This is a genomic window from Cupriavidus sp. FW306-1B-F12B (assembly GCF_058781795.1).
Window position 1 is genome coordinate 456,255 of record NZ_JBYSXC010000002.1, and the last position, 15,778, is coordinate 472,032.

At 62.2% G+C, this 15,778-nt stretch carries 14 protein-coding genes; 4 read left to right on the forward strand and 10 right to left on the reverse strand.

The window, feature by feature from the left end:
- Positions 1 to 8 precede the first annotated feature (8 nt).
- Genes AC3WLE_RS05370 through AC3WLE_RS05395 form a run of 6 tightly spaced genes read right to left on the reverse strand, consistent with a single transcriptional unit; the run spans position 9 to position 5,005 of the window.
- Entirely contained in the window at positions 9 to 827 is an 819-nt protein-coding gene (locus AC3WLE_RS05370) for a glycosyltransferase family 2 protein (RefSeq protein WP_454751205.1), read from the reverse strand.
- Between the two features lie 21 nt (positions 828 to 848).
- Complete coding sequence (locus AC3WLE_RS05375; RefSeq protein WP_454751204.1) at positions 849 to 1,205, reverse strand: EamA family transporter; 357 nt, start codon at positions 1,203 to 1,205, stop codon at positions 849 to 851.
- Positions 1,202 to 2,038, reverse strand: coding sequence for a sugar phosphate isomerase/epimerase family protein (locus AC3WLE_RS05380; RefSeq protein ID WP_492356385.1), 837 nt, complete (start codon positions 2,036 to 2,038; stop codon positions 1,202 to 1,204). Before AC3WLE_RS05380 ends, AC3WLE_RS05375 begins: the two co-directional genes overlap by 4 nt.
- Positions 2,035 to 2,823 (reverse strand): NAD-dependent epimerase/dehydratase family protein, encoded by a 789-nt coding sequence (locus AC3WLE_RS05385; RefSeq protein WP_492356386.1) that lies wholly within the window; start codon positions 2,821 to 2,823, stop codon positions 2,035 to 2,037. Before AC3WLE_RS05385 ends, AC3WLE_RS05380 begins: the two co-directional genes overlap by 4 nt.
- Complete coding sequence (locus tag AC3WLE_RS05390) at positions 2,820 to 3,980, reverse strand: FAD-dependent oxidoreductase (protein ID WP_492351422.1); 1,161 nt, start codon at positions 3,978 to 3,980, stop codon at positions 2,820 to 2,822. The genes AC3WLE_RS05385 and AC3WLE_RS05390 overlap by 4 nt, the downstream gene beginning before the upstream one ends.
- Positions 3,980 to 5,005: a glycosyltransferase gene (locus AC3WLE_RS05395; protein ID WP_492356387.1), complete on the reverse strand. Its 1,026-nt coding sequence runs from the start codon at positions 5,003 to 5,005 to the stop codon at positions 3,980 to 3,982. The genes AC3WLE_RS05390 and AC3WLE_RS05395 overlap by 1 nt, the downstream gene beginning before the upstream one ends.
- 538 nt (positions 5,006 to 5,543) lie before the next feature.
- Here AC3WLE_RS05395 and AC3WLE_RS05400 point away from each other — a divergent pair.
- Positions 5,544 to 6,629, forward strand: coding sequence for an MraY family glycosyltransferase (locus AC3WLE_RS05400; protein WP_492351420.1), 1,086 nt, complete (start codon positions 5,544 to 5,546; stop codon positions 6,627 to 6,629).
- A gap of 230 nt (positions 6,630 to 6,859) precedes the next feature.
- On the opposite strand, the gene AC3WLE_RS05405 is transcribed toward AC3WLE_RS05400, so the two are convergent.
- The 4 genes from AC3WLE_RS05405 to AC3WLE_RS05420 are packed head-to-tail and all read right to left on the reverse strand — an operon-like array spanning position 6,860 to position 11,704.
- Positions 6,860 to 8,110 carry an oligosaccharide flippase family protein gene (locus tag AC3WLE_RS05405; protein WP_492356388.1) on the reverse strand — a complete coding sequence of 417 codons (1,251 nt, stop codon included), beginning with the start codon at positions 8,108 to 8,110 and terminating at the stop codon, positions 6,860 to 6,862.
- Entirely contained in the window at positions 8,110 to 9,243 is a 1,134-nt protein-coding gene (locus tag AC3WLE_RS05410) for a glycosyltransferase (protein WP_492356389.1), read from the reverse strand. The genes AC3WLE_RS05405 and AC3WLE_RS05410 overlap by 1 nt, the downstream gene beginning before the upstream one ends.
- Positions 9,243 to 10,568, reverse strand: a complete 1,326-nt coding sequence (locus tag AC3WLE_RS05415; protein ID WP_492351417.1) for a sugar transferase — start codon at positions 10,566 to 10,568, stop codon at positions 9,243 to 9,245. The genes AC3WLE_RS05410 and AC3WLE_RS05415 overlap by 1 nt, the downstream gene beginning before the upstream one ends.
- A complete protein-coding gene (locus AC3WLE_RS05420) occupies positions 10,565 to 11,704 on the reverse strand; it encodes a glycosyltransferase family 4 protein (RefSeq protein ID WP_492351416.1) in 1,140 nt (379 codons plus the stop codon). The genes AC3WLE_RS05415 and AC3WLE_RS05420 overlap by 4 nt, the downstream gene beginning before the upstream one ends.
- Positions 11,705 to 12,013: 309 nt before the next feature.
- On the opposite strand from AC3WLE_RS05420, the gene AC3WLE_RS05425 reads away from it, so the two are divergent.
- From AC3WLE_RS05425 to waaA, 3 genes are read left to right on the forward strand one after another with little or no spacing between them, the layout of a single operon-like run.
- Positions 12,014 to 13,399 (forward strand): phosphomannomutase/phosphoglucomutase, encoded by a 1,386-nt coding sequence (locus AC3WLE_RS05425; protein ID WP_492356413.1) that lies wholly within the window; start codon positions 12,014 to 12,016, stop codon positions 13,397 to 13,399.
- Complete coding sequence (gene waaC, locus AC3WLE_RS05430; RefSeq protein ID WP_492356390.1) at positions 13,380 to 14,486, forward strand: lipopolysaccharide heptosyltransferase I; 1,107 nt, start codon at positions 13,380 to 13,382, stop codon at positions 14,484 to 14,486. Before AC3WLE_RS05425 ends, waaC begins: the two co-directional genes overlap by 20 nt.
- Positions 14,486 to 15,775, forward strand: coding sequence for a lipid IV(A) 3-deoxy-D-manno-octulosonic acid transferase (gene waaA, locus AC3WLE_RS05435; RefSeq protein WP_492356391.1), 1,290 nt, complete (start codon positions 14,486 to 14,488; stop codon positions 15,773 to 15,775). The genes waaC and waaA overlap by 1 nt, the downstream gene beginning before the upstream one ends.
- The last annotated feature ends 3 nt before the right edge of the window (positions 15,776 to 15,778 follow it).

The window sequence follows — 15,778 nt, forward strand, 5'->3', positions numbered from 1 at the left end:
CTTGTCACTTACGAAACGGCCTTAGGGTTGTAGTGGCCCGTGCACGCACGGAACAGGACTTCGAGAAGCTTCAGATTGCCCCGCATGCCGCCGATCTTGGTCGGAACCTCCCCCTTGGGATAACGGCGCACCGTCGCGAGCTCCTGGCACCGATAGCCCAGTTTCGGTACGCGGTAAGAGAGGTAGGCGAGGAGCTCGTAGCCCGAAAAGACATCGCGAAACGGGGCCACGAGGGGATCGAGAAGCATACGGCTGCTGTAGGCCCGGAAGCCTTGCGTCGTGTCTGTCCAGTGAAAGCCTGAGCTCAGGCTGAGCGCGGGCGCGTGAATGAAGCGGATCGCCAGGTCTCGCGATTTCGGCGTGTTCTCGGCGAGGCCACCGACGAGGAAGCGCGACGCTTGCACGAAGTCGACACCGTTCTTCAACGCTTCCACGAAACGCGGAATTGCCTCGGGATCATCCTTGTCGTTGCCATCGATCGTCACAATGCCGTCATAGCCCTGATCGAGCGCGAACGCGTATGCGCAGCGCAGCTGGGCACTCAGCCTGCCGGCGCCGGTCTTGACGATAAGTCCCGCCACGTCCTGGCTGCGCAGGAATTCGTGCTGAAGCGAGCCATCTGTGCTTCCGCCGTCGACGATGACGATGTCCGCGATGTCCGCGATCCGCAGGGTCGACATCCGCGCGAGCAGGGTGCGGATGCGCTCGCCTTCGTTGATCACCGGAATGATCACGCACCAGGGGTGGTGTCGCCCCTCCCACATCGCGACGTTGTACGTCGGCACTTGCCAAGTTGCTCGCGTGTCGGAAGGGATTTCAGATTTCATCGTACGGGTCATGGTTAACAGTCAGGCCACCTTGGCGGTGATCAGGACGACGCCCGCGATGACAAGCAGGATGCCCGCGCCGGTAGTCCAGTGAAAAGGCTCGCGGAAGATGAGCACCGAAAGCGTGGCTACAGTCGCCACGGCTCCCGATGTCAGGACGGGGTGGGCGACGTTGAGCGGCAGCCGGGCAAGCGCCGCGGCATAGAGCAGAAAGGCTGCGCCATACAGGCCGAGGCCGACCCAGAATGGCCAGTTGGCGAAGGCGGCTAGCGGTTCACTTAGCGAGGGAAATCTGCGGGGCGGAATCATCGCCATCTTGACCAGTACGCTGGCCGATGCGTTGCTGGCGATGCCTAGAATCAGAATCAGCCATTTCATGCGAATTGGACTCCTGGTGCTTGCCGATACCACCGTTGGGCCGTCGCCAGCGCGCGCTGGATGGCTGGAAGGTGCGGCTCGTTCGCCGTCGCTACCATTTCAATGGAGACGACGTGTCCGGGCAGGTGCGTGGCCAGTTGTGCAGCCATGGCGGCGTGGTCGGTCCGGCCATCACCCAGCGGAACCAGCTCGGGCTCGCTGGCGTGGACATGACCGATCAGATCGGCGTTGTGCTCCAGCACGTCGGCGGGGTCTTCCCCATTGATGGCCAGCGATCCCGTGTCGAACTGCATGCGGATAGCCGGATGGGCGACCAGCCGCACCATGTTCGCGGTCTCTGCGCTGGTCGTCATAAAATTCGCGCCGTAGCACACCGGGTTGGGCTCGAGGCAGAATGTCACGCCGTTGCCATCTGCAATGTCGCCCAGCTCGCGAAAAAACGGCACGGCAATCTCTGCGACCTCACGATCGTCAAGGGCACCGCGATCCCGATTCTTTGGGGAGCCGAATACCAGTCGGGTCGCGCCCAGTTTGCCGCCGATCCGTGCTACAGCGGCGAGGCGATTCAGCATCGCCGAGCGCGCTGCCGACGAACCGAACATATTGAGTCCGGATGTGCCGAACAGCAGCGATTGCATGCCGGTCAGTTCAATCCCGTGTGCCTTCCACTGATCGCGCACCCGCGCGATGTCGGCATCGTGCGCATGTTCAGGATCCGGGAAGTATTTGCCAGGGGCTACGTCGATCGCGTCGACGCCAAACTTGTGCAGCAGCGCCGCCACAGACTCGTCTTCGGAGACATCCCAGGCGATGTTCGAGATAGCGATTCTCACGCTCCGCTCCCGGCCTTCAAGGTGCGCGGCTCGGACTGGGCGTATGCACGGACCGCCTGCAGCGTCGCACGCTGGTCATACTGGTATGCGCCCGAGGCGCCGAACACTGCCGCGTGGCGCGTGCGCAAGTCATAGCGGGCGGCATTGTCACCCACCACCTGCTCGAACGGCTTGCCGAAGCCCTGGGCCGACACGTCTGCGACACTGATTGGTGCGGCGGTCAGGTGAACTAGTTTCAGGCCCGCGCGCAACGCGACTTCAATGTCGTACCAGAGATTGACCATCGGGTAGAACTGGAAGATGCCGCGGCTGTCGATCGCGTGCAGGTTGTTGTCGTTCAAGAAGTCGAAGACAACGTTCTTGCGCAGGCTCGGACCGACCAGCCCAGGCAGGCGGACGATCAGATGGTTCGCGAAATGGCTGGCGACAAATTCCTCGAGCATTAGGCGGTTCAGGCCATAGGCATGCAATCCGCTTTTGTCCACCGGCGAGCTTTCGTCGACGCCGACCGGCGTCTTGAACACATCGACAGTGCTGATCAGGACAAACGTCTTGGATGAGACCGTGCGAAGGTGGGCGATGAGCGCTTCGATTTTCTCACGGTCTGCTGCCGGCTCGCGATTTGCGATCCATTTTTGAGCGGGCGCGCCGGCACAGACCACCGTGTCAAAGTCCTTGCCATCGATCTCGCCAATATTGGTCGAACGGTACAAGGCCTCGAAAGGGGCTTGCCTAAGAAGCGTCGTGCCAACGAAGCCCGTGAAGCCGATCAGTGCATTGTTCATATGTTGCTTTTGCTCAGTGAGGCGGGGGCCGGAGTGAGTGTTTCATCATCCAGTCTTTCAAGGACGTCGTAGATGTTGTCGATCTTGCCGCCGAGGATCGAATAACAGCCAGGCAGTTCCGCGTGCTTCTCGAAGAGGATGGGCCTGCCATCGTCCCCCTCGTTTTTACGCAGGACGGTTTTGATCTCGAACAGCGAATCGATATGACGCGCTTCGGCGACCAAAGGAACATAGCGCGAAACGTCGCGAATCATGCGGTCCACGCGTGAGGCCTTGTCATATGCCGCGAGTCGGTCGTAGGGACTGACACCACCACAGTCGTCCCAATGCAGATGCGGGGTATAGCGCACGTGCGAAAGTGTATGCAAGCCGCGCGCAGGAAAGGGCATCATCGAGAAGAATGGGCCGTCCATGACAGTGATGCCGATATCCTTCAGGCCGGCCGGCGCATCCACCAGCGCCATCTCCGTGATTTCCTGCTTCAGCTCCGTCCGGGTGCCCGGGAAGTCTCCGCCAAACTGGTTCAGTCCGCTGTACGTGCAATTGAAGACGTTGGCGCTCTTGACCACGCGTTCATTCCCCGCGCGGTCATGCATTTCAACGGCGCAGAGTCCGGGGTCGCTGCGCGAAATGGCGCTGACCACGGTCTCACAGCAGACTTCAACGTCGTGCTCCTCTAGTTCACGACGTGCCCATTCCGCGAGCCGTCTAGTGTCGAACGCGTACTCTTCGACAAGGAATACATCTTCGATCAGCCGCGGTGCGAACAGGTTGCGCAGCGTCGGACCGGCAGGCTCGATCCGGGCGCCGATTTCTTGGCAGAACCGCTGAAACTGGCGTGAGCTGACCTTGGAGTTGCGCCGGGCAATCGCATACAGTTTGGTGAAATCCTGCTTGACCGCCTGCGGCCAGTCACGGACGAAGCGTGGAAGGTTGATCCGGCTCCGGTAGGCCGTCGTGAAGCTGCGCGGATAGTGGTACCCGTTGTGGACGCGCGCCTGGTTGCTATAGGAGGCGCGAGATAGCAATGCCGGTTCGCGCTCGACGAGCAGGATCTGCTTCAGCCCGCGCTGCTGCGCGAGATAGACGGCAATGGCTGCGCCGTAAAACCCTCCGCCGATGATGACCGCATCGTAAATGGTGCGCACACTGGCCATCAGGTGATCTGCTGCGGCTTCGCAGTCCGGTTCTCGGACGGTACAGACGCTACCACCTCGATATTTAGCTTCTCGTTGCGCGTCATGCGCGCGCTCGTGAATTCCTGTCCCACGTGGTAGAGAGGTCCCTCGTTGGAGGCAGTCGCCATATCAAGGATGTACTCGCCAAGCACTAGCAGGACCAGCGAAATCAGGAAGAACATGCCTGACTGTTGCAGCGAAAGGCTGATCCATCCTGGCGCGACGTCGGGCTTGAAGAGCCAGATCACGACAACGTAGGCCGAATACAGAAGGTTGGCGACCGCGCCGAACAGCGACAAGACCGTCACCAGCCGCATCGGCGCGCGCGTCGTGGAGACCAGCAGTCGCATGCCCCGATCGATGCTGTTGCCCAGGCGCTTGCGAGGCGCTTGCCGGGGCGCGGCGCTGTACGCGAGGTTGGCGCGCGCAAAGCCTCCAGTGGCAGGCAGATGGCGATAGGTTAGCGCCGGCTGTCGGTGCTGAAGTATGAAGTTGATGACGCGCTTGCTAAGAAGTCGATATTGTGGTGCCTCACGAGCGAGGTCCACCCCGCTGAACCATCTGAACAGGCCGTTAAACACACCGAACGCCCCGCGGTACAGCAGGCCTTGCGCCGGTTTCTGCTTGTTCGTCGCGAAGACGACATCCGCGCCGCTTGCTGCTTTGTCGAGCATTTCGGGGAGGAAGGCAATGTCGTCCACAAACGGATCGACAACGGCGACGAAGTCCCCGAGGGCATTTTCCAGGCCCACCCATGCGGCCGTGTCTGTGTCGACCTCCTTGGTCAACGCGTAGATCTGCAGATTGGGAAGACCGCCTTCTCCCGAAAGGTTTTTCAGGGTCTGGACACTGTCATCGGTCGATGCGTTGTCGACGACGATCAGCTCATAGTCGCTCACAAGTGGCGCAATCGCCGCAGATGCTTCGGAGAGGATCTTTTCGTACTGCGCAGCTTCGTTGCGCACCACGAAGAGAACGGAAATAAATACGGGGAAATAGGGCAAAGTCCTGTTCTCTTGATCGCAGCGAGTCACGTGTCGACAGCCAAGGCCTGAAGAATCGCGATATTTTAATCGGTGTGCGGGGATATGGCTATCACCTCGGCGCCCCCAGGCCGCCGACTCCGCTACCAGTCTTGGAGTGGCTGCTGCTTGCAACAGCCTGTTAAGTGTATGTCGAACTGTAACCGGGCCCGTTGCCTTCACCTTTGGCCTGTGGGCACTTAATGGCCATGCAAAGCAGATATTGTGGGCGTTAATGCCATGGTTATGGGGAAGGCTCCGTGGCGGTTGTAGGCGATAGGAGGCCTAAGGCACGGCCGTGGAACACAGGATGCGGTGCGCATAGTATATAGTCCTGCACAATCGCGCCCAACTTCCGGCTAAGCTCGTGCCCTGCGACAATTCTTCACCTATCGCGGCAGCGAGCGAGGGTTGCAGTGAGCAGGGTAAGCTACAGGAAGAGCCTGCTGGAGGTATGCTCCGGGCGTGCTCTGCACGTGCCGGACAAACAGGCTGTGCAGGATCTATTCGGGTTTTCTAAATGTTTGATTTTTTTTGGGTTCCGCTATTCTCGCTGTTGGCCACGGTCATCGCTGTAGTCGCGTTGCGACCGGTGGCAATTGTAGGCGGGTTGGTCGATCGGCCCGACTCGCGCAAGCGTCACCATGGCGAAATACCCTTAGTGGGCGGAATTGCCATCACCATCGCTGTGTGGGCGGGTGCGATGCTGTTCATGCGCTCTCACGGGTACTATGTCGCCCTCTTGGGGGGCTTGACCCTCTTGGCAATTGTCGGGGTCATCGACGATATGAAGGGAATGTCGCCGGTGGCGAAGCTTGGAGCTCAGTTGCTGGCGGCCATTCTGATGACATCATGGGGTGGAATTTATCTTGGCACGCTTGGAGATATTTTTGGTCGCAGAGAAATTGAACTGGGTAATTGGGGAATTCCTCTGACACTCTTTGCAGCCGTCGCCGTAATTAATGCCATGAATATGTGTGACGGTCTGGACGGCTTGGCGGGAGGGCTAGCCGCCATTACATTTGCGTGGTTCGCATATTTGGCAGGGCAGATCGATAATGGTGCCGCTCAACGCATGTGCGTAATATTCTGCGGTGCCATTCTTGGTTTTCTCTTGTTCAATATGAAGAATCCGTTTCGGGGAGGAAAAAAGGTCTTCCTAGGGGATGCCGGTAGTTTGATGTTGGGGTTCAGTATAGTGTGGTTCGCGGTTCTTCTCTCGCAGCGTAGCTATAACGCGGATCGACAAATACCTCCTGTGGTGATGTTATGGGTACTTGGATTTGTCCTGATTGACCTCTTCACTGTGGTAGTGCGGCGGGTACTGAAGGGCAAGAACCCGCTGGCGGCGGATCGGACTCATCTTCATCACGTGCTGCTGAGACTAGGGTTAGGGCCTGACGCAATTGTCTGGGTCATCTTGGTCAGCAACGCTATATTTGGGTTTTGCGGCGTATATGGCTGGAAAGCAGGATATTCCGAACAAACACTATTTATTCTCTTTCTTGGGCTAGTCCTTGTTCACTTGATGATCATGCGCAATGCGTGGCGCTTAATACGGGTAGGCCGTCGTATTGTGGTTAGATTGACGCGCAAATCCTATTGATCCGACATTCCGCCGCCTATCCCTCCGTTCATTGCTGAATGGTGCTAGAGCGAGGCGGATGAGTTGTAGGGACCCCGCGCAAGTACGTGTTAGTTGCCGCTCCTTCAAGGAACCCAAGCAAATAGCGGGGGCGGCACAGGCCGGGCGGAGAATGAGATGACTCTAAGAGTCACTGGAGGCGACGCCAGGGGGCGCGCCACTTGCCAGCCAAGAAGCACTTCCGGACTGGCTTATGCCGATGCGATAGCAGTGGCAGGGCGCGTGCGAAGCACCAACGCTAACCCAAAAATCAATGCAACAGCATTAGCCATGGCATAACCCAGCACGGCCCCGCGTGCACCCAGACGCGGTACAGCAATCAGGTCGACAACTACCGTTGTTGCGAGCACCAGCGCCCACTTCACTGCCACCCACCGCGGCTTGCGCAGATACACCGGCAATAAACCCAATCCAACATCCGCAAAGATCAGCGTCGACGCCAGCGCCGCCAGCCGCAGCAGCACGACCGTCTCGCCGAACGCCTGCCCGTACAGCAACTGAACCACCCATTCAGCACAAAGTGCCAGGATGATTGCCCCGCAAAGCCCGATTGCGATCATGCCGCCAGTTACGCGCAGCACATTCCGTCGAGCCGCTCCCACCGATTGCTGACCGAACACATACATCGGCGCAACCCCGGCCGCCAGAATCGTAGCGATAGTCGAAAAATTATCCAGCACTTGCATCGTCGCTGCATATGCCCCCAGCTCAGCAAGTGGCACGAACGGCTTGAGAATCAGTTGGTCCGCGCGGCGAGCGCACACCATCAGCATGAAACTCACCCAGAACAGCGTCCCATCGCGTACCAGGTCTCGCGTCAGCGACGCGTCGCGGGTTGGTACGGTACGCGGCGCGCGTGACAGGTAGTACCAGGCTAGCAGCGCAGCGGCAATCAGCGGTTCGATGGCAAATGCTGTCGCATACGCCGGCACCAGACTGACGCCGGTAAAGAACAGTGCGCCGATCAGCCCCGCCTTCGCAGCCAGCGCAATGAGGTTGAAGACTACGTTCGGCCGATTATGCGTACGCGCCTGCATCCACGCGATGACTACGCCGAAGGGTTCGCGCAGCATGATGGCCGTGCCGAGGATGGCTGCGGGAATCCACGTGTCTGCCGGCTGTTGTGTGAATGCCAGGTAGGCGCACATCAGGGCATAGCCGGCAAGGCCTGCCGTCAGGCGGATCGCAAAGGCGTGGGCGAGCAGCGCGTGGCTGGCTTCCGGGGCCGGTCGGGCGACGAGCCGTGGTACCACGACTTCGGCAGAGCAGATCAATGGAATGGAAGCCGCGATAAACACCAGCGACTGCGCATACTGGAAATTCGCGAAGCCCTCAGTACCAAGCGCGCGCGCCAGCATGCCGACCACGGCGATCCCGACCGCGACCTGAAGCCCGCGGTCAGCGAGCATCCAAAGCAAGTTGCCGGCAACTTTGCGACGCATCAGCGGGCTTCCTTCAGTTGGTGGTATTGCGCCAGCCATTGCCGTGCGACGGCGGCCATGTCGAAGCTGTTGATCACCCGCTGTCGGCGTCGATGCTGTTGAGCTTGGGTGCCGGGCAGTTCCTCGATGGCGGCCGCGAGGCCCCTGGCCAGCGCGGCAGCGTCGCCAACCGGTGTGATCGTGGCGACATCGCCTGCCAGTTCGGCCACACCGGCCGCTGCGGTCGAGACTACCGGCAAACCGCTGGCCAAGGCTTCGCCAACGGCCAGCGGCATGCCCTCGATGCGCGATGACAGGACAAAGACATCGGCTGCGCGCAATAGCTCAGGGATGTCGTTCCTTGCGCCAGCCAGCAGCACGGCTTGATTCAACCCATAATCTGCGACCTGGCTTGCGAGTTTGGCGCGCAGCGGTCCGTCGCCGGCAATCATCAGCCTGGCCTTCGGAAGCCTGCGATACACCTCGCGGAATGCCTCGATCAACATGGCCTGGTCCTTCTCTGGCACCAGCCGGCCAACATTCAGCACCAGCACTTCTTCAGCATTGAGGCCAAGATCCTGGCGCATGCGCTCACGCGAGGCATCGTCCCGCCGGAAGCGATTGGTATCGATGCCGTTGGGCATCACGATCACGCGGCCGCTTGGCACAGCGCCACTCGCAATCATGGCCTGCCTGCCCGCTTCGCTGACATGGGTGGTGAGGTCGCACCAACGGTCCGTCGCGCGATAGGCGAGGGCGCTCAGCCTGCCGCCTTCGCGCGCGCTATGGGCGGAACAAATGACTGGCGGCATCGCGCATGTCCGTGCGAGCATCCGAGCAAACAGGTTGCCGTGGATCATGTGGGCGTGGATCACGTCCGGTTGCCACTGGCGAATAATGTGTCGTGCCTTGCGCAGCGCGGCGAGCATCGACGCCGGCATTTTGCGCATGCCAAGTTCGGTCACGGGGATGCCTGGCGGCAGGTCCACTTCCGTGCCGGCGGTCAGGTTCAGGATGGCAACGTCGTTTCCAAGGGCTATGAAGCTTCCGGCAAGCGCGGCGATTTGCTGCTCGGCCCCACCTAGCTTGAGCCCAGTGGTGATCACCAGGATGCGCAATGGCCGTTGTGAATCATGACTGCCTGCCTTCGCCATCAGCGGGCCCCGTAGCCTGTCAACAGCGTACGCATTGTCTTCACCGCGATCAGCATATCCAGTGCCAGCGAGCAGTGCTTGACGTAGTACAGGTCGTAGCTCAGCTTGGTCACGGTTTCTTCATGACTACCGGCGTATCCCTGTTGTACCTGCGCCCAGCCGGATAGCCCGGGACGAACCAGGTGACGGTAGGGGTAGTAAGCAATCGTTTCCGAGAACTGCTCGACCATCGGCACCTGCTCCGGCCGGGGTCCAATGAAACTCATTTGGCCGATCAGGACGTTCCAAAGTTGTGGAATCTCGTCGAGCCGGTATTTGCGGATGATGCGGCCCACACGCGTGACACGCGGATCGCGCCGCGCGGCGAACTGTGCCGGGGCGCTTTTGTCGACGCCCATGCTGCGGAACTTGAGCATGACAAACGGCTTGCCGAACAGACCCACGCGTGACTGGCGGAAGATGGCGCTGCCTGGCGTTTCCAGCCGGATCGCCAATGCCACGGCCAGGCCGACGGGCAGGGCGAATGGTGCCAGGCAAAGCACGCCAAGGATGTCGACGGCTCGCTTGAGATAACCGTAGAGGTAATGGGCCGCGTAGTCATCGAGGAAGTTCTCATCGATGTGGGACAGCCCAACTCTTCCGGTCAGCATTTCGCCAACGCGCTCCACCGAATACATCCGCACGTCGCTCATCTTGTACCGGGCGAGCTGCCGGGTGCGCTCCGGGTCTGCCGTGGCGCTTCGGTCGAGCATCAGCCCGTCACAATGCTCGGCGTCCTCCAGTGAGCGAATGAGTTCGAATCGCATGTGCGCAGCTCGTGCTGCACCGGGTATGGTCAGTATGGTGTCCAGTTGCTCTAGCGCATGGGGGTCCGTATAGCCGAACAGCGGAACGTAGTTCTGCACGAAACGGCGGTAGCCCAGCCACGTCCAACCCAGCGTGATGATGTAGGCGAGCAGCATCGCGCCGCGGGAGTATTCGATATGGAATGCAGCGAAGATGAATAGAAGCGCCACGAATGGCAGTGTGGCGGCCAGCCCGACAAGGCTGTTCCCTTCCATCGCCGGCAGGTGCAGTGAGCGATGCAGGAGCATGAAACCGGCCAGATACGGCACGATCGACCACAGCAGCGTGCGCGTGAACACGTGGGTCACGAACCCGGCCCGATGGGCCAGCTCCGCCAGCGCCGCGTTGACTGCAAACAAGGCCAGTCCCAGCGCCGCCCATGCCAGCATCCGGCTGATGCGGCGAATGGTTTCCGAGCCGGCGATGCGCCGGCGGACCGTATGGCGGGGCAGGGCGTCGGTCTTGGTCGAATGCATCATGTCGGCACTCGCGTCGCGCGCGGCAGGGTCGGGAGCGCGGCCTGGTAAATGGTCCATGTAGCGTCGGCCATCCTTTTCAGGCCGAAAAGTTGTTCCCAGCGTTGGCGGGCGGCGCGGCCAAGGCTGGCGCGGAGGGCGGGGTCGCCGGCAAGGCGCTCGAAGACTGCGGACAATGCGGATTCGTCATGGTGGTCGACCAGCAGGCCATGCTTGCCATCTTCCAGCTGTTCCCGGATTCCGGGCAGGTCAGAGGCGATGATCGGCAGCCCGGCTCGCATGGCTTCCAGCACGGAGAGGGGGAAGCCTTCATGGTCGGAGGCCAGCGTGAATGCCTGGGCCGTGGCCAATAGTCCGGCGATATCTGTAACGCTGCCTGGGAATGAGACCCGGCCGGGCGCGATGGCCTCGGCCAACTGCTGCATTGCCTCACGCTCCGGACCATCCCCTGCCAGAACGAGTTCGCAATCGGGCAGGCTGGATCTCGCAAACGCCCGGATCACCGCATCGGGCCGTTTCGGCGCCGCAAAGCGTGCCACCATTACGATCCGGCACATCGGATTCTCAAGCGTGGCCCGCTGAATGGTATCCGCTATCCCATTTGGAACGACAGCGATTCGATCAGCCGGCAAGGGCAGTGCCTGTGCCAGCCGCCGCTCCGCTTCCGCCACGCAGATTACGCGCGCCGTCAGCGGCGCCAACATCCACTCCGCCACGCGCGCAGCGATGCGCTGGCGCGCCGGAGCCTCGGGCTTGAACGCGAAGCCATGGACTGTGTAGATGACAGGTATGCCGAGCAGGAATCCGGCGATGCGGCCCAGCGCGCCGGCCTTGGCGCTATGCGCGTGGATCAGGTCGGGCGCGACCTGTTTCAGCGCCTTGACCATCTCGCGCAGGGCAGCGATCGCCCGCCACGGGGACAGCGCGTTGTCTAGCCGCTCCAGCCGGATGGACCGGGCGCCCGCCTGTTTTGCGATATCGAACAGGGGGCCGTCGCCGCCCGCCAGCAGGACGGTATCTGCCTTGCCCGCCATCGACTGCAACAGGTCGGCGACATGCGACTGCGCGCCGCCGATCTCCGAATTGGTGATCAGATAGGCGATGCGAGGGCGTGGCGAAGGCTGGGCAGTTGGTCTCAAGGTTCTGTAGTCTGTAGCCGGGTCGCGGCCGCCATATGTCACAGGGCAATGCAAGCTGTGAGGGAGGTTGCCGGGTGCCCGGGCAGATTGCTGCCGGCAACCATGGCGCCCCAAACGGGGAGCGGCCCAGGAGCGGCGGACAGGGCACCGCTCAATGTAGGACAGACTCCGAAAATTGTGTCCATCCGTGATAATGCGGCGATTATACCGCCCGGGGATGCCGCAATCCGGCAAAATAGCACCCTTTGGTGCGTCGCATTTTCTGTTTTTGGAAGTGCGGTGCGGCTGGAAAGCGATACAGGAAGCCACATGCAAATCGATCCCACCATTTTTAAAGCCTACGACATCCGCGGAATCGTGGGTAAGACTCTCACGCGCGACGTTGCGCGCCAGATCGGGCTGTCGTTCGGTTCGGCGGCTACGGAGATGGGCGAAAAAACCATCGCCGTAGGCCGCGACGGCCGCCTCTCTGGCCCCGACCTCATCTCCGGCCTGATCGAAGGCCTGCGCGCCGCCGGCCTGGACGTGATCGACATCGGCATGGTCGCCACCCCGATGGTCTACTTCGCCACCAACATCGAGATCGACGGCGTCCGCCCGACCTCCGGCATCATGGTCACCGGCAGCCACAACCCGCCGGACTACAACGGTTTCAAGATGGTGCTGGCCGGCAAGGCGATCTATGGCGAGCAGATCCAGGCGCTGCGCCAGAGGATCGAAGCCGGTCAGTTCAGCAGCGGTGCCGGCACCTACAAGCAAGTCGATGTGCGTCAAAAGTACCTCGACCGCATCATCAGCGACGTCAAGCTGGCCCGGCCGATGAAGATTGCCCTGGATGCCGGCAACGGCGTGGCCGGCGCTTTCGTGGGTGACTTATTCCGTGGCCTGGGCTGCGAAGTGACGGAGCTGTTCTGCGACGTGGACGGCAACTTCCCGAACCATCACCCTGATCCCGCACATATCGAGAATCTGCAGGATCTGATGAAGGCCCTGCGCGAGACGGACTGCGAGCTTGGCCTGGCTTTCGATGGCGATGGCGACCGCCTTGGCGTGGTGACCAAGGACGGTCAGGTGATTTTCCCGGACAGGCAGCTGATGCTGTTCGCTGAAGAGATCCTGTCGCGTAATCCGGGCGCCCAGGTTATTTACGACGTGAAATGCACCGGCAAGCTGGCCCCCTGGATTCGCGAGCATGGCGGTGAGCCACTGATGTGGAAGACCGGCCATTCGCTGGTGAAGGCGAAGCTGAAGGAAACGGGCGCGCCGATCGCGGGCGAGATGAGCGGCCACGTGTTCTTCAAGGACCGCTGGTATGGTTTTGACGATGGCCTGTACACGGGTGCGCGCCTGTTGGAGATCCTGTCGCGCCACGCGGATCCGAGCGCGGTGCTGAATGCGCTGCCGAATGCCAACAACACGCCGGAACTGCAGCTCAAGTGTGCCGAGGGTGAGCCGTTCACGCTGCTGGACCAGATCAAGGCGAACGCGAAGTTCGAAGGGGCGCGTGAGGTGATCACCATCGATGGCGTGCGCGTGGAGTATGCCGATGGCTTCGGCCTGGCGCGCCCGTCCAACACCACCCCGGTGGTGGTGATGCGTTTCGAGGCTGACAACGACGCCGCGCTGGCGCGCATCCAGGCGGAGTTCAAGCGCGTGATCCTGGCAGAGAAGCCGGATGCTCAGCTCCCGTTCTGAGCGCGCGACGGTGCCGGCGACATCGTCGGACGCGGCCGGTGTGGCGCAGCCCACGCCGGCCGCGGTGCCTTTCACACTGCCGGATCGGCCGCGCATCCTGCTGGTCAAGGTGTCGTCGCTCGGTGACGTGGTGCACAACATGCCGCTGGTGCATGATCTGCGCGCGCGCTGGCCGGGTGTCGAGATCGACTGGGTGGTGGAAGAGGGCTATGTCGAGCTTGTCCGGTTGTTGCCGGAGGTGCGCCGGGTGATCCCGTTTGCGCTGCGGCGCTGGCGCAAGCGCGTCCTGCAGGGCGGCACCTGGCGCGAGGTGGGCGAGGTGCGTGACGCGCTGCGGCAGGAGCGCTATGACGCGGTTATCGAGAGCCAGGGTTTGCTCAAGACCGCAGTGGTTGCGCGCGTGGCCGCGCGGGCGCCCGGTGCGCCGATTATCGGGCTGGGCAATGCCACGCAGGGCTCCGGCTATGAGCCGGCGGCGCGGCTGTTGTACACCGAGCCGGTGCGTGTGCCGCGCCAGACGCATTCGGTGCGGCGCTCACGCTTGCTCGGTGCTGCGCTGACCGGGCTTGCGCCGGCGGAGCCGCCGCAGTTTTTCGGGCCTGCCGCGCAGTCGCTGCATGTTGACGATCCGCTGTGGGGCGACCTGCCTGCGCGCTATGCCGTGTGCTTCCATGCGACCGCCGGCGCGCGCAAGAAATGGGCGGTGCAGAACTGGCATGTGCTGGGCAGGCGGCTGGCGGATGAGGGGCTGGTGATGTTGCTGCCGTGGGGCAATGACAAGGAACGCCAGGCTGCCGAAGAGATTGCTGCCGGTGTGCCGCAGGCGAGAGTGTTGCCGCGTTTCTCGGTGATGCAGGGCTTCGGGCTGATCAACCGGGCCGAGGTGGTGATCGGGGTCGATACGGGCCTGGTCCATATCGCCGCGGCATTGTGCCGGCCGACGGTAGAGATCTATACGGCCACGTGGCGCTGGAAGACTGAGGGCTACTGGTCCGGGCGCATCGCCAATGTCGGTGACGACGGCGTGGTGCCATCGGTCGATGAGGTCTACGACGCGGCTTGCCGCGTGCGCGGAGTGGCTGCCTGATGCTGCGTTTGCTCTATAGCATGTTGTGGGTGGTGGTGCTGCCGCTGGCGCTGCTGCGCCTGGCCTGGCGTGCGCGCAAGGAGCCGGGCTACTTGCAGCATGTTGGCGAACGCCTGGGTATATACGGCAGCCTGCCCCGGAAAGGTCCGTGGCTATGGGTCCACGCCGTGTCGGTGGGCGAGACCCGCGCCGCGCAGCCGCTGATCGAGGCGCTGCTCGGCGCCTATCCGCGCCACCGCCTGCTGCTGACGCACATGACGCCGACCGGCCGCCAGACCGGTGCGCAGCTGTTCGGCAAGGAGCCGCGCATCCTGCAGTGCTACCTGCCGTATGACCTGCCATGGCTGGTGGGGTGTTTCATGCGGTATTTCCGGCCGCAGGCGGGCATGCTGATGGAGACGGAGGTATGGCCCAACCTGGTGCGCGGCGCGCGCAAGGCCGGAGTGCCGCTGTTCCTGGTCAACGCGCGCCTGTCGCCGCGCAGCTTCCGGCGCACAGCGCGGTTTGGGCGTGCGGCGGCGGTCATGTATGGGGATTTTGCGGGCGTGCTGGCGCAGACGGCGGGTGATGCCGAGCGCTTTCAGGCGTTGGGCGTGCCGGCGGTGCAGATCACCGGCAACCTGAAGTTCGATATGCAGCCGGCGCCGGCAGGCGTTGCGCTGGGCGAGCAGTTGCGCAAGGTCTTTGGCACGCGTGCGGTGCTGGCCGCAGCCAGCACGCGTGAGGGAGAAGAGCCGATGTTGCTCGATGCCTTCTCCCGTTGGCAATCACTGGCGGGCAATGTCCCGCGTCCCGCTCTGCTGCTGATTCCCCGTCACCCGCAGCGCTTCGATGAAGTCGCCGCGATGGCGGCGCGTGCGGGGTTCTCGGTAGAGCGCCGGAGTGCACTGGATCTTGACGGCATCCAGTCGCCGCTGACTGCCGATATCGTGCTGGGCGATTCGATGGGCGAGATGGCAATGTACTTTGCTGCGTCGGATCTTGCCTTTATCGGTGGCAGCCTGTTGCCGTTGGGCGGGCAGAACCTGATCGAGGCCTGCGCGGTTGGCACGCCGGTACTGGTTGGCCCGCATACCTTCAACTTTGCGCAGGCGACGGAAGACGCGATTGCCGCGGGCGCTTGCCTGCGCGTCGACAATGCCGATGCGCTGATGCGCACCGCGGCAAGCGTGCTGGCCGATCCGGCCCGGCTGGCGGATATGCGCGCGCATGCGCAGACCTTTGCGGGCCTGCATCGGGGCGCCACCGTGCGTACCCTCGCTGCGCTGGCCCCGGCGCTGGAAGGCTGATCC